Annotated in this window: 12 protein-coding genes; 4 read left to right on the forward strand and 8 right to left on the reverse strand. The window is 74.1% G+C overall.

The features are described 5' to 3' along the window. Nucleotides 1-237: 237 nt before the first annotated feature. The 4 genes from HZS56_RS35165 to HZS56_RS35180 all read right to left on the reverse strand — a co-directional run bounded on the left by HZS56_RS35165 (nucleotide 238) and on the right by HZS56_RS35180 (nucleotide 4340). On the reverse strand, nucleotides 238-1920 hold the full coding sequence (locus HZS56_RS35165; RefSeq protein WP_216724866.1) for an acyclic terpene utilization AtuA family protein: 1683 nt from the start codon (nucleotides 1918-1920) through the stop codon (nucleotides 238-240). Beyond that, a complete protein-coding gene (locus tag HZS56_RS35170; protein WP_216724867.1) occupies nucleotides 1917-2711 on the reverse strand; it encodes a TIGR03084 family metal-binding protein in 795 nt (264 codons plus the stop codon). The genes HZS56_RS35165 and HZS56_RS35170 overlap by 4 nt, the downstream gene beginning before the upstream one ends. 193 nt (nucleotides 2712-2904) lie before the next feature. Continuing rightward, the gene (locus tag HZS56_RS35175; RefSeq protein ID WP_216724868.1) at nucleotides 2905-3267 is read right to left on the reverse strand and encodes a DUF6247 family protein; all 363 of its coding nucleotides are present in this window, start codon (nucleotides 3265-3267) and stop codon (nucleotides 2905-2907) included. A gap of 110 nt (nucleotides 3268-3377) precedes the next feature. Further along, nucleotides 3378-4340 carry an EamA family transporter gene (locus tag HZS56_RS35180; protein ID WP_216724869.1) on the reverse strand — a complete coding sequence of 321 codons (963 nt, stop codon included), beginning with the start codon at nucleotides 4338-4340 and terminating at the stop codon, nucleotides 3378-3380. Nucleotides 4341-4591: 251 nt separating this feature from the next. Between HZS56_RS35180 and HZS56_RS35185 the strand changes: the two genes are divergently transcribed. Further along, complete coding sequence (locus HZS56_RS35185) at nucleotides 4592-5044, forward strand: NUDIX hydrolase (protein WP_216724870.1); 453 nt, start codon at nucleotides 4592-4594, stop codon at nucleotides 5042-5044. 18 nt (nucleotides 5045-5062) lie between these two features. On the opposite strand, the gene HZS56_RS35190 is transcribed toward HZS56_RS35185, so the two are convergent. After that, nucleotides 5063-5998, reverse strand: coding sequence for a zinc-binding dehydrogenase (locus tag HZS56_RS35190; protein WP_216724871.1), 936 nt, complete (start codon nucleotides 5996-5998; stop codon nucleotides 5063-5065). A gap of 123 nt (nucleotides 5999-6121) precedes the next feature. Between HZS56_RS35190 and HZS56_RS35195 the strand changes: the two genes are divergently transcribed. After that, nucleotides 6122-6742: a TetR/AcrR family transcriptional regulator gene (locus HZS56_RS35195; protein ID WP_253915409.1), complete on the forward strand. Its 621-nt coding sequence runs from the start codon at nucleotides 6122-6124 to the stop codon at nucleotides 6740-6742. Nucleotides 6743-6892: 150 nt separating this feature from the next. Here HZS56_RS35195 and HZS56_RS35200 read toward each other — a convergent pair whose 3' ends face one another. Further along, nucleotides 6893-7561 (reverse strand): Type 1 glutamine amidotransferase-like domain-containing protein, encoded by a 669-nt coding sequence (locus tag HZS56_RS35200; protein ID WP_216724872.1) that lies wholly within the window; start codon nucleotides 7559-7561, stop codon nucleotides 6893-6895. Between the two features lie 278 nt (nucleotides 7562-7839). Here HZS56_RS35200 and HZS56_RS35205 point away from each other — a divergent pair, with 278 nt between their 5' ends. Then, nucleotides 7840-8526 (forward strand): DUF3159 domain-containing protein, encoded by a 687-nt coding sequence (locus HZS56_RS35205; RefSeq protein ID WP_216724873.1) that lies wholly within the window; start codon nucleotides 7840-7842, stop codon nucleotides 8524-8526. 132 nt (nucleotides 8527-8658) lie between these two features. Here HZS56_RS35205 and HZS56_RS35210 read toward each other — a convergent pair whose 3' ends face one another. Both HZS56_RS35210 and HZS56_RS35215 read right to left on the reverse strand, forming a co-directional pair. Beyond that, nucleotides 8659-9231 (reverse strand): DinB family protein, encoded by a 573-nt coding sequence (locus HZS56_RS35210; RefSeq protein WP_216724874.1) that lies wholly within the window; start codon nucleotides 9229-9231, stop codon nucleotides 8659-8661. A gap of 84 nt (nucleotides 9232-9315) precedes the next feature. After that, nucleotides 9316-12234, reverse strand: a complete 2919-nt coding sequence (locus HZS56_RS35215) for an FAD-binding and (Fe-S)-binding domain-containing protein (protein ID WP_216724875.1) — start codon at nucleotides 12232-12234, stop codon at nucleotides 9316-9318. A gap of 110 nt (nucleotides 12235-12344) precedes the next feature. On the opposite strand from HZS56_RS35215, the gene serC reads away from it, so the two are divergent. After that, nucleotides 12345-13463 (forward strand): phosphoserine transaminase, encoded by a 1119-nt coding sequence (gene serC, locus HZS56_RS35220; protein ID WP_216724876.1) that lies wholly within the window; start codon nucleotides 12345-12347, stop codon nucleotides 13461-13463. Nucleotides 13464-13553 lie beyond the last annotated feature (90 nt).

Raw genomic sequence — 13553 nt, forward strand, 5'->3', positions numbered from 1 at the left:
CCCTCGTCACCGGCATCGGAGTCGTCGAGGGCGTCGAGTGCCTGATCACTGCCAACGACCCGACCGTACGCGGCGGCTTCGGGGCGCGGGACACGGCGGACGGCCACGGCGGCTTCGGGGCACGGGACGAGGCGGACGGCCGCAGGGCGTGGGACGCGGCGGACGGCCACGGCGGCTTCGGGGCACGGGGCGCGGCGGTCGGCCGCAGGGCGGCCGCCGTGTGCGGCGGGACGGCGGTCACAGCAGCGCCTCCGGAATGTCCAGGTGCCGGGCGCGCAGCCACTCGCCGAGCGCCTTGGCCTGCGGGTCGAAGCGGGCCTGCGCGGCGACGCCCTCGCCGAGGATGCCCTCCACGACGAAGTTGAGGGCGCGCAGGTTGGGAAGCTGGTGCCGGACCACGCGCAGCTCGCGGGCCTCGGGGATCAGCTCGCGGAACCGTTCGGTGGTCAGCTCGTGCGCGAGCCAGCGCCAGGCGTCGTCGGTCCGGACCCACACCCCGACGTTGGCGTCGCCGCCCTTGTCGCCGCTGCGGGCACCCGCGACGAGACCGAGGGGGGCGCGCCGGACGGGACCGGGCGGAAGGGGCTCGGGCAGGGGCGGTTCCGGTACGGGGTGCGGTACGGCGGTGTCCCGGGCGGCCGGCACCGGCACCCGCCGGCCGTCGTGGAGGACGGCCACGTGGTCGACGGCGTCCTGCGCGACGCGGGCGGCCTCGAACACGCCGTAGGGGGTGCCCTTGCCCGGAGGGGCCAGTACGTGGAAGCCGGGATAGCTGGCCAGCGCCAGTTCGACGGCGGCTCCGCTCAGGGCCCGGCCGACCTTCTCCTGGTCGGGGTCGCGCACGACGAGCCGCAGCAGGGCGCTGGCCGTCTCCTCGGTGGCGGCGTCGGGCCGGTCGGTGCGGGCGAGGTCCCAGGCGACCTCGGCGGGGCGGGCGCCGGACGCGGCGAAGTGGGCACGCATCTGCTGCCGGACCAGCGCCGCCTTGGACGGGATCTCCAGTCCGGTGAGGACGAACACGATCTCGTTGCGGAAGCCTCCGAGGCGGTTGACGCCGACCTTGAGGTCCGGGGGCGGGGCCTCGCCCCGGACGCCGTCGATCCGCACCCGGTCCGGCCCTTCCCGGGTGAGCCGTACGGTGTCCAGGCGGGCCGTGGTGTCCGGTCCCGCGTACCGGGCCCCGGCCGTCTCGTACAGCAGCTGGGCGCTCACCGTGCCGACGTCGACGAGGCCGCCGGTGCCGGGGTGCTTGGTGATGACGCTGCTGCCGTCCTCGTGCAGTTCGGCGAGGGGGAAGCCGGGCCGCGTGGCGCCGCCCTCGCCGAAGAAGGCGTAGTTGCCGCCGGTGGCCTGCGCCCCGCACTCCAGCACGTGCCCGGCGACGACGGCGCCCGCGAGCCGGTCGTACTCCGTCGGCCCCCAGCCGAAGTGCGCGGCGGCGGGCCCGGTGACGAGGGCGGCGTCGGTGACGCGCCCGGTGACGACGACGTCGGCGCCGGCCCGCAGGCACGCGGCGATGCCGAAGCCGCCGAGGTAGGCGTGCGCGGCCAGCGCTCCGGGGTGGCCGGCGATGCGGTCGTCGCCCTCGACGTGCGCGACGCGGACGGGGATGCCGAGGCGCCCGGCCAGCGCCCGTACGGCGTCGGCGAGCCCGGCGGGGTTGAGTCCCCCGGCGTTGGTGACGATCCGCACGCCCCGTTCGTGGGCGAGTCCGAGGCACTCCTCCAGTTGCCGCAGGAAGGTGCGGGCGTACCCGGCACCGGGGTTCTTCATCCTGTCCCGGCCCAGGATGAGCATGGTCAGCTCGGCGAGGTAGTCGCCGGTGAGGACGTCCAGGGGGCCGTCGGTGAGCATCTCGCGCATGGCGTCGAAACGGTCGCCGTAGAACCCGGAGGCGTTGCCGACACGGAGCACGCTCACCGGGCCTCCCCCCGCTTCGGGCGTCCGGGTCCCGGTGGCCCGGCGAAGGCCTGCGCGATGTCCAGCCAGCGGTCGGCGTCGGGGCCCTCGGCGGTGAGGGCGAGGTCGGCGCGGTGGGCGCGCTGGGTGGCGAGGAGGCAGAAGTCCAGCGCCGGGCCGGTGACGCGCTGCGCGGCGCCCTCGGGACCGTACGCCCACAACTCACCTCCCGGCCCGCCGAGTTCGACGCGGAACGGCTCGGCGGGCGGGGTGAGTCCGTGGACGGCGTAGGCGAAGTCCCGGGCGCGGACGCCGATGCGGGCGACGTGGCGCAGGCGGTCGGTGGGCGGGCGTACGACGCCGAGGGCGTCCGCGATGTCGAGGCCGTGGGCCCAGGTCTCCATGAGGCGGGCGGTGGCCATGGAGGCGACGGCCATGGGCGGCCCGTACCAGGGGAAGCGGCTGCCGGGTGCCGCCGCGCGCAGCGCCGCGTCGAGCGCGGCCCGGCCCTCGCGCCAGGCCGTCAGCAGCTCGCCGGGAGCCTTCCGTGCCCCCTCCTCGGCGCCCTCGTCGACGTATCGGTCGGGCGCGGCGAGCGCGTGCTCGACCAGGCCCTTGAAAGCGTCCTCGTCGGTGGCGGCGGTCAGGGCGGCGCGGTCGGTCCAGTGCAGGTGCGCGATCTGGTGGGCGACCGTCCAGCGGGGTGCGGGGGTGGCGAGCCGCCACTGCCCGGGCGCCAACCCGGCGACGAGCGCGTCGAGTTCCTCGCTCTCGTCACGCAGGTCGTCGATCACGGGCGTCGGATCGGACACGATCGCTCCCCTCGGGCACGGCGGCGTGCGGCGCGGTGTGGTGAGGAGCATGGCAGGGGGCCAGGAAACAATCAAGCACGCATGCTGGCTTTTTGCAGAAGCGCCGGCCCCCTGATGACGACGGGTACGGGACCGGGCCCCGAGGACGTCGGGCGGGGCCTCCCGGACGCTGAGGGGACCTGCCGGCCCCGGCTCACTCGGCGAGCACCGCCTTCGCGGCGGAGCGGTACAGGGAGCCGGCCTCGACGAGGTGCGGGCGGGCCTCCTTGGGCGTGGCGGCGATCCGGGCGAGGTACTCCGCGCGGTGGTACGCCTTCGCCGTCACCGGGTGCCGCTCGATCTCGATCAGCGCGGCCCAGTGCCGCAGGTAGGCGTGGACCGGCGCGAGAGAGCCGCTCTCCACCGCCTCGGCGAGCGCCTCGTCCTTCGCCAGGTCGTAGGCCGGCAGGGACTCGGGGGCGACGACCGCACAGGCGGCCCGCAGGGCGCCCGGGGTGCGCTCCGGGCGCGGGATCAACGGTCGGTCACCCGCGGCCTCGGGGTGCTGGAGACTCATACTGCCGCTCCCTTCGTGCCCCGGGCGGACGAGCAGGCCTGCCGAGGGGTATCAGGTGTGTAGGGTCCCTCGCCCGACTCTAGCCCCACTCGCACCCCTTCACGGCCCGGTCAGGAAACCGCCGACGCCCGCCGCTTCCGCCGCCCCACCTGCGTCCGTACCGCCCCCATGCTCGCCGCGACGACCAGGGCGATGGCGGCCGCCTGGGTGGCGGACAGGGCCTGGTCGAGGATGAGGAAACCGGCGCCGGCGGCGATCGCGGGCTCCAGGCTCATGAGGACGGCGAAGGTGGGGGCGGGCAGCCGGCGCAGGGCGAGGAGTTCGAGGGTGTAGGGCAGCACGGAGGAGAGCAGGGCTACCCCGGCGCCCAGCGCGAGCGTCACCGGGTCGATCAGCTTCGCCCCCGACTCCACGATGCCGAGCGGCAGGAAGAGCACCGCCCCGACCGCCATCGCGAGGGCCAGCCCGTCGGCCTGCGGGAAGCGGCGTCCGGTGCGGGCACTGAAGACGATGTACGCCGCCCACATGGCGCCCGCCGCCAGCGCGAAGGCGGCACCGGCCGGGTCGAGGCCGTCGAAGCCGCCGCCGCCCAGCAGGAAGACGCCGGCCAGGGCGAGCCCGGCCCAGACCAGGTTGACGGCGCGGCGGGAGGCGAGCACGGACAGGGCGAGCGGGCCGATCACCTCCAGGGTGACGGCGGGGCCGAGCGGGATGCGGTCGACGGCCTGGTAGAAGAGGCCGTTCATGCCGGCCATGGCGGCGCCGAAGACGACGACCGTGCCCCAGTCGGACCGGGAGTGGCCGCGCAGCCGGGGCCGGCAGACCAGCAGCATGACGACGGCGGCCACCGCCAGCCGCAGCGTCACCACGCCGAGCGCCCCGGCCCGCGGCATCAGGGTCACCGCGAGCGCGGCGCCGAACTGCACGGACAGCCCGCCCGCGAGCACCAGCCCGACCGGCCCGAGGGAACCCCACCGGCCACCGCCCTGTAGGGCGTCCGGGGCGGTCACGGGTGCGGCGACGGCCGGGGACGGGGTGCCGACGGTGCCGGCGTCGGCGCTGGGGCTGTTCACAGGGGCTCCGGGACGGTGTGCGGTGGAAGTGAGGGCGGGGGCGAGGGCGGTGGTCGTTCATCGTGGTGCACCGCACGGTCCACGATAAGGGACCCTGTCAGGCACGTAACTCTCTTACGCAACTGTCGGGGTCGGGGCACACGCCTGTCAACGCGCGTCGGCGGGCATACCGGCGAGGACACCGCGGGGACGCCGGAGGCGGACGGGGCCACCCGGCCCGGACCCCGGCCCGACCCGGTACCGTCCGCCGTGTGAGACGACTCCTGACCCGCCTCTGGCGCCTGCTGCGCCCCGTACAGAGCCGACTGATGTGGCTGTTGCACACCAAGTACGTGGTCGGTGTGACCGGCGTCGTGCGCGACGACGAGGGACGGGTCCTGCTGCTGAAGCACCGGATGTGGCCGCCGGGCCGCCAGTGGGGCCTGCCGAGCGGCTTCGCGCACAAGGGCGAGGACTTCCGGCAGACCGTGGTCCGGGAGGTCAAGGAGGAGACGGACCTCGACGTGGAGGTCGGCCGCCTGGTCATGCTCAACAGCGGACTGCGCACCCGGCTCGAAGTGGCCTACGAGGCCCGACTGCTGGGCGGCGAGCTGCGCCTCGACCCGGCCGAGATCCTGGACGCCCGCTGGTGCCGCCCCGGCGACCTCCCCGAGGACGCCCAGCCGGTGTGCGGCCCGCTGGTACGGGGCGAGACGTCCCCCTGAGGCCGCACACCCGGCCGGCTACTGGAGATCGAGCACCGCTTTGCCGTGCAGCCGTCCGCCGAGCAGCGCCTCCACCGCCTCCGCGTGCCGGTTCCAGGGGCCGCGCCAGCTGATGCCCGGGTCGAGCCGCCCCTCGGTGACCTCGCGCGCCAGCCAGGTCAGGTCGGCCGAGAAGTCGGTGCCGGGGTCGCCGAAGAGGAAGAAGGTACGGATCGACCGGTCGTGCCGCCCGTCGTTGCCCAGCAGGGCGTCCGGCGGGAGCACGGCGTCGGCGCGGGAGGAGCGGCCCACGCTGACCAGGGTGCCGCCCGCCTCCAGGGCGGTGAAGGCGTCGGCGAGGTGCGGCCCGCCCACGTTGTCGAGCACGGCCCACACGGGCTGTCGTACCGCGGCGGGCTCCGGGTGGACCTCGTGGGCGCCCAGGGCCCGCAGTTCGCCGGCGCGCCCGGGGTCCCGGCTGATGGCGACGACGTGCGCCCCCGCGCGGGCGGCCAGCTGGACGGCGTACCGGCCGACACCGCCGGAGGCGCCGGTGACCATGACGCGGCGGCCCAGCACCAGCCCCATCCGGCGCAGCACGTGCAGGGCGCTCAGTGCGGCCACCGGAATGGTGCCGAGCGCGCCGGGGTCGGCGTCCTTGGGGGCGGTCCCGAGCCGGGCAGCGGGCACGGCCCGCAGCTCGGCCCAGCCGTCGTACCCGACGGTGACGACCCGCTCCCCCTCCGCCGGGCCGGAGCCGTCGGCGGCCGCCCGGACGACGACACCGGCCGCGTCCCAGCCGAGCAGGGCGCCGTCCGGCGTCTCGGGCCGGGTCGCCCCGTGGACCTCGCCGGAGTTCAGCGAGAACGCCTCGACCCGGACGAGCGTCTCGTGGGCGGCGGGCCGCGGGTCGGGGACGTCCTCCGCCAGCGTCAGATGTCCGGGCGAGGCGTGGTCGACGACGAGTGCGCGCACGGGGATTCCCTTCGGAGTGCCTTCAGCAGGCTTCAGCGGACGCCTGAGCAAAAGTGCCACAGTGTGGCGTTAGCTCCAGTAGAGCATATGCACGTACAAGGCACACCCGCTAAGGTGCAGATGATGCCCTCCTCCTCCGCCCCCTCCGCTCCCTCGCCCGGGCAGCCGACCACCCTGCGCGAGCGCAAGAAGCTGCGCACGCGCCAGGCCCTGGCCGACACCGCCGTCGCGCTCTTCGGCGAACGCGGATTCGACGGCACCCCGCTGGACGCGCTCCTCGAACAGGTGGAGGTCTCCCGGCGCACCTTCTTCCGCAACTTCCGCTCGAAGGAGGACGTGGCGCTCACGGCCGTCAAACAGCTCTGGGGGACGTACCTGGACGTCCTGGGCGCCGCCGAGAAGTCCGGACCGCTGGCCGACGTCCTCCTGGGCGCCATGCTGACCACCCTGGACCGCATGGACGAGGACTGGTACCGGCGCTTCCCGCCCACGCTCCGGCTGATCGCCGACTCGCCCGCGCTCGACGGCCACGCCCTGCGGCACTGCGCCGAGGTCCAGGAGGAGCTCGTCCGCCGGCTGGGCGTACCGGACCGCCTCGAACTGCGGCTGCTCATCGAGTTCTTCGTCGCCGCCTGGCGCTGCGCCCTGGACGAGTGGCTGCCGGAGTGCGCCCGGGGCGAACTCCCCGCCCTCCTGCGCCGCTCGTGCTCCTCGATGGCCCCGGCCCTGACCCTGGAGGCGTGAGCACGCCGGCGCCCCGCCCGGGCCTCAGCCGCCGTGCGCGACCGGCTCGGGACCGACGTCGAGCGCATCGAGCGCATCGAGCACGTCGAGCACCGCGCCGTCGATCCCCCTCGCCCACTCGGTCAGCACGTGGACGCGAGGCCCGCACAGTCACGGGTGGAAGCGCCACCGGCCCTCGGAGACCACGTCCGTCTCGCCGTCCCGGACGCGGACGGCCGTCTCGTCGTCGAGGAAGTAGACCGGGAAGTCCGCCCGCGCGACGATGCGGTCGGCCCAGGCGTCGTCCCGCTCGGGGAAGTCCGGCGAGTACAGGTGGGGCTTGAGGTACCAGTCGAAGAGGCCGAACGGCGACTCCACGGTCGTCGCGCCGAGCGCGTGGAGGTCCGCGGTGTCCCCGATGACGTCGGCGGAGTGCGCGGTGAGATGGCGGCTGAAGATCATCGACCCGGCGCTGAGCCCCACGTAGACCCGGCTCTGCAGCGCCTCCAGGAAGCCCTCGGCCAGACCGTTGCGGGTGATGCTGCGCGCGAGGTGGTAGTGGTTGCCGCCCCCGACGTGGACGACGTCGGCGTTCAGCAGCCGGTCGAGCACCGTCTGCCGGGGCAGGCCGTTCAGTTCCAGGATGTCGAACTCCCGCCAGCCGAGCCCGTGCAGCCGGTGCATGTCCGCGAGGACCCATCCGTGGTCCCCGGGCTCGGCGACCGACGCCGTGGGCACGTACACGACGTTCGCCGAGCCGAACGGCTTGCCCAGCATGTCCCGCAGCGCGTCGCGGAGCGTCTCGTTGCGCAGGCCGCTCGCCGTCAGCAGAAGATTCATCGGGCGAGCCAAACACGGCCGCCGGCCCCACGCAACGAACCCGGACCCCGAAAGTCAACCCCCGGATTACGAGCCGCAGTTGGGAGCAGAAGGGAGTCGAGCGGATCGCGCTTCCACCGGAAGGGACCAACTGGAAGGCGACCGCCACGTCACCCGCATCCCCATCGACCCCTCATCAAAAGGACTGGCCAAATTCAGCATCAAGTGCCAGTATGTCATTTAGTGACACTGCGACACCGCATCCCGTCCCCCACATGAACTCGGGAGAACCGACCGCCATGAAGAGCACGAGCTTCCCGGAGACAGAGTCCGACGAGCAGCAGACGGAGCAGGCGGCGCCCCGGCAGCGGCCCACGGTCCTCGAACAGGCGGGGGGCACCGAGGGGATCGTCTACTCGGCGCTGCCCGCCCTGGCGTTCGTCGTCGCCCACAACTTCACCGGCATCACCGGTTCGATCGCCGCCGCCCTCGGCTTCGCGGTGGCGATCGGCGTGTGGCGGCTGGCACGCAAGGAGTCGGTCCAGCCCGCGATCGGCGGTGTGTTCGGTGTCGCGGTCGCCGCCGGCCTCGTCTGGTTCACCGGGTCCGCCAAGGACTACTTCCTCATCGGCATCTGGGCGAGCCTGGCCGGCGCCGTACTCCTCCTCGCCTCCGTCCTGGTGCGGTGGCCGCTGGCCGGCGTGCTGTGGAACGCCGCCACCGGAAAGGGCCAGATCTGGCGCGCGGACCGGCGCTCGCGGCTGTACTACGACATCGCCACCCTGACGCTGACCGCCGTCTTCGGCGCCCGGTTCGCCGTCCAGCAGTACTTCTACGCCACCGACCAGGTCAACGAGCTGGGCGCCGCCAAGATCCTCATGGGCTTCCCGCTGCTCGGCGCGGCCCTCCTGGTGGTCGCCTGGGCCGCCCGCTGCTCCAACAAGCGGCTCAAGGAGGTCGGTCTGCTGCCGGCCAGGCATGGCTGACCCCCGGGTCGGTGCGCGCCCCCGGCCCGCACCGACCACGTGCCACGTGGCGGCGGACGGTTCTCCTCCCTCCTGGGAGGCGCAACCGTCCGCCGTCTCCCGTTTCAGCGCCCCTCCCGAGCCAGGAACCGGCTAGCCCATGCTCTTGGCCCCGTCCAGGGACTCGCGCAGGATGTCGGCGTGACCGGCGTGCTGGGCGGTCTCGGCGACGATGTGCAGCAGTACCCGGCGGGCCGACCACTCGGCGTCGGCCTCGGACCACGGGGCCTTCGGCAACGGCCACGCGGCGTCCAGGTCGGGCAGCGCGGCGACCAGGTCGTCGGTGCGCGAGGCCACCTCGGCGTACTCGGCCAGCACGCCCGCCAGCGTCTCGCCGGGCAGCATCCGGAACTCGTCGGCCCGCCGGGCGAAGTCGGCCTCGGTCATCGCCGTGAAGTCCGGCATCGCGGACGGCCCCCTGCGGATGAACTCCGCCCAGTTCCGCTCGGCCGACGTCACGTGCTTGATCAGGCCGCCCAGACACAGTTCGCCGGCGGTGGTCCGCAGCCCCGCCTGCTCGTCGGTGAGATCCCGGGTGGTGAACCGCAGGAAGTGCCGCTGCTTGGCGAGCGCCTCCAGCAGGTCGGCCCGCTCACCGGTGACGGCCGGGGCGTCGGTCAGGTCGTCGCGGGTGGCCGGGTCTGTGCTCGACTCGTCGAAGGTCATGGTCCTGTCTCCGCCTTCCGGGGCTGTTCCAGGGTCGTTCCGGGGCTGTACTTGCGTCGTCCTGCTCCGTCGGTCGGGACCACGCTAGGAGACCTCTAGGCCAGATCCTGACCTAGAGACCCCGCCGGTGCCGGAAACGCCCAACCCCTCCGGCAACCCCTCCGCCAGCACCTCCGCCAGATGCCGCCCCCGCACCCCCGCCAGCTGCTCCAGCTGCGTCCGGCAGGAGAAGCCGTCGGCCAGGACCACCGCCCCCTCCGGCGCCTGCCGCACCGCCGGCAGCAGTTGGTCCTCCGCGCAGGCCGCCGACACCTCGTAGTGGCCGTCCTCGAAACCGAAGTTCCCGGCGAGACCGCAGCAGCCGCCGGTCAACTCGCCGGTCAGGCCCGCTGCCTCGCGCAGGCGTCGGTCGGCCGCGTCGCCCAGGACCGCGTGCTGGTGGCAGTGGGTCTGCCCCGTGACCGGACGGTCCACGGCGGGCGGGGTCCAGTCGGGGGCGTGGCGCTCCAGGGCCTCCGCGAAGGTCAGGACGCGGGCGGCGAGCCGGGCCGCGCGCGGGTCGTCGTGCAGCAGCTCGGGCAGGTCCGTGCGCAGCGCGGCCGCACAGCTCGGTTCCAGGACGACGACCGGCGCGGACGTCTCCAGCACCGGGGCCATCAGGTCGAGCGTGCGCCGCATCACCGCGCGGGCGCGGTCGAGCTGGCCGGTCGAGACGTACGTCAGGCCGCAGCAGACCCGGCCATGGCGGGCCGTCAGCAGGGCCAGGGGCGACCTCGACGTGCCGTCGCCGACCGGGGCCCGGCCCCGCAGGGTCGGGGGCAGCGCGACCCGCAACCCCGCCGCCTCCAGGACCCGTACGGCCGCCCGGCCGACGGAGGGCGAGAGGTGTTCGGTGAAGGTGTCGGGCCACAGGACCACCAGGTCGCCGCCACCCGCCGGGCCTGTACGTCCCGACCGCCGCCACCACCGGGTGAACGTCTCCCCCGCCAGCCGCGGCACCTCCCGCTCCCCCGCGACGCCGCCGAGCCGTTTCGCCACCGCCGCCAACGGCCTGACGGAAGCGAGCACGTTGACGACCGGAGCCGCCCGCGTCCGCGCCGCCCAGCGCAGCCAGACCGGCAGCCACCCCATCGCGTAGTGGGCGGCGGGGCGGCGGCGCCCCTCGTAGTGGTGGTGCAGGAACTCCGCCTTGTACGTGGCCATGTCGACCTCGACCGGGCAGTCGGAGCGGCAGCCCTTGCAGGACAGGCACAGGTCCAGGGCGTCCCGGACCTCCGTCGACCGCCAGCCGTCCGTCACCAGCTCGCCGGCGAGCATCTCGTGCAGCAGGCGGGCGCGCCCGCGCGTGGAGTGCTCCTCCTCGCCCGTCGCCCGGAAGGACGGGCACATCACGGACGACCCCGCCGCCGACGTCGTACGGCACTTGGCGACGCCCACGCAGCGGCGTACCGCCGCCGAGAAGTCGCCGCCGTCGGACGGGTAGCCGAACTCCACGTCCACCGGTTCGCGTGGCAGGACGGCGAAGCGGAGGTTCGCGTCGAGCGGGGCCGGGCGGACCAGCATGCCGGGGTTGAGGAGGTCGTCCGGGTCCCAGACGGCCTTCGCGCGCTCGAAGAGGGCGACCGTCTCCGCGCCGTACATCCTCGGCAGCAACTCGGCCCGCGCCTGCCCGTCCCCGTGCTCCCCGGAGAGCGATCCCCCGTGCGCCACGACCACGTCCGCCAGCTCCTCCGAGAAGCGGCGGAAGCGGCCCACCCCGGCGTCCGTGAGCAGGTCGAAGTCGATGCGTACGTGGATGCAACCGTCGCCGAAGTGCCCGTACGGGGTGCCGCGCAGGCCGTGGGCGGTCAGCAGCGCCCGGAAGTCGCGCAGGTAGGCGCCCAGCCGGGCCGGCGGCACCGCGCAGTCCTCCCACCCCGGCCACGCCTCCGCCCCGTCCGGCATCCGCGTCGCCGTACCGCTCGCGTCCTCCCGGACACGCCACAGCGTCCGCTGCCCGGCCGGGTCGGTGACCACGACGGCGTCCACGACGTCCGCCGCCCGTACGACCGCCTCCGCCCGCGCGCGGGCCTCCGCCTGTGTGTCGCCGCCGGTCTCCACGAACAGCCAGGCGCCGCCCCTCGGCAGCCCTTCCGTGGACGGCACCAGGTCCGCCGCCATGCCCTCCACCGTCAGCGGGCCGAGCGGCAGCAGCCCGGCCGCCGCCTCGGCCGCCCCTGCCTCGTCGGCGTAACCCAGCACCGCCAGCGCCCGCGCGCGCGGTGCCTCGACCAGCCGTACGACCGCCTCGGTGAGCACGCCGAGCGTGCCCTCGGAGCCGCAGAAGGAGCGGGCCACGTCGGCACCGTTCTCCGGCAGCAGCGCGTCGAGCGCGTAGCCGGAGATACGGCGCGGAAGGTCGGGGAAGCCGGTCCGCAGCCGGGCCAGGTCGCCGTCCACCAGCTCACGCAGCCCGTCCGGCGCCCCGGCCCACCCCTGCCCGAGCCGCAGCTCCCGGCCCCGCGCGGTACGGACCGTCACCTCATGCACGCTGTCCGCCGTCGTGCCCCAGGCCACCGAGTGGGAGCCGCAGGAGTTGTTGCCGATCATGCCGCCGAGGGTGCAGCGGCTGTGAGTGGAGGGGTCGGGTCCGAAGCGCAGCCCGTGCGGGGCGGCGGACCGCTGGAGGCGGTCGAGGACCAGCCCCGGCTGGACGACGGCCGTACGGGTCCCGGGGTCGAGGTCGACCAGCCGGTTCATGTGCCGGGTGAAGTCCAGCACCACCCCCGTGCCCGTGGCCTGCCCCGCGATCGACGTACCGCCTCCCCGCGCCACGACGGGCACCCCGCGCTCCCGGCACACCTCCAGCACTGCCGCCACGTCGTCGGCGTCTCTGGGTGCCACGACCCCGAGCGGGACCCTCCGGTAGTTGGACGCGTCCATGGTGGTCAGCGCCCGGGAGGTGACGTCGAACCCGACGTCGCCGCCGACGGCGCTGCGCAGTGCTGCCTCCAGATCGGTCATGCCTCCAGCATGGGCTTTCGTGGGTCCATACATGTCCGTACGGCGGAGATCTCGTCTCATCGGACGGACATGGCTTCGCCCGGTTTGGCCGAGGCGGTAGCCTCCGGCTCGTGGCTGAGATCCAGATTCCTGCTGACATCAAGCCCGCGGACGGTCGTTTCGGCGCGGGCCCCTCCAAGGTGCGGGTGGAGGCGCTGGACGCCCTGGCCGCCACCGGTACGTCCCTGCTCGGCACCTCCCACCGCCAGGCGCCCGTCAAGAACCTGGTCGGCAAGGTCCGTGAGGGCATCCGCGAGCTGTTCCGGCTCCCCGACGGCTACGAGGTGATCCTCGGCAACGGCGGCTCCACCGCGTTCTGGGACGTCGCGACGCACGGCCTGATCGAGAACAAGTCGCAGCACCTGAGCTTCGGCGAGTTCTCCTCCAAGTTCGCCAAGGCCGCGAAGCTCGCCCCGTGGCTGGCCGAGCCGACCGTCGTCTCCTCCGACCCGGGCACGCACCCGGAGGCGCGGGCCGAGGCCGGCGTGGACGTGTACGGCCTCACGCACAACGAGACCTCGACCGGCGTGGCCATGCCCATCAAGCGCGTCGCCGGCGCCGACGAGGGCGCCCTCGTCCTGGTCGACGCGACGTCCGGCGCCGGCGGCCTGCCGGTGGACGTGTCGGAGACCGACGTCTACTACTTCGCCCCGCAGAAGTCCTTCGCCTCCGACGGCGGCCTGTGGATCGGCCTCTTCTCCCCGGCGGCGATCGAGCGCGCCGAGCGGATCCACGCGAGCGGCCGCCACGTCCCGGAGTTCTTCTCCCTCCCCACGGCGATCGACAACTCCCGCAAGAACCAGACGTACAACACCCCGGCCCTCGCGACGCTCTTCCTGCTGGGCGAGCAGCTGGACTGGATGAACGGCCAGGGCGGCCTGGACTTCACCACCGCCCGCACCAAGGACTCTTCGACCCGCCTGTACACCTGGGCCGACGAGTCCAAGTACGCCACGCCGTTCGTCTCCGACCCGGCCCAGCGTTCGCAGGTCATCGGCACGATCGACTTCTCCGACGAGATCGACGCCGCGGCCGTCGCCAAGGTGCTGCGCGCGGGCGGCGTCGTCGACACCGAGCCGTACCGCAAGCTCGGCCGCAACCAGCTGCGCGTCGCGATGTTCCCGGCGATCGACCCGGCGGACGTCGAGGCGCTGACGAAGTGCGTCGACTATGTGATCGAGAAGCTGTAGTCGTCCCCGGCACGACACCAGAGGGGCGCCCGGCCGCCGGGTCCCCCGGCCCCCCGGCGCCGGGGGGTACGAGCAGACAGCCAACACCAC

The organism is Streptomyces mayonensis (assembly GCF_018982965.1).
Lineage (GTDB): Bacteria > Actinomycetota > Actinomycetes > Streptomycetales > Streptomycetaceae > Streptomyces > Streptomyces mayonensis.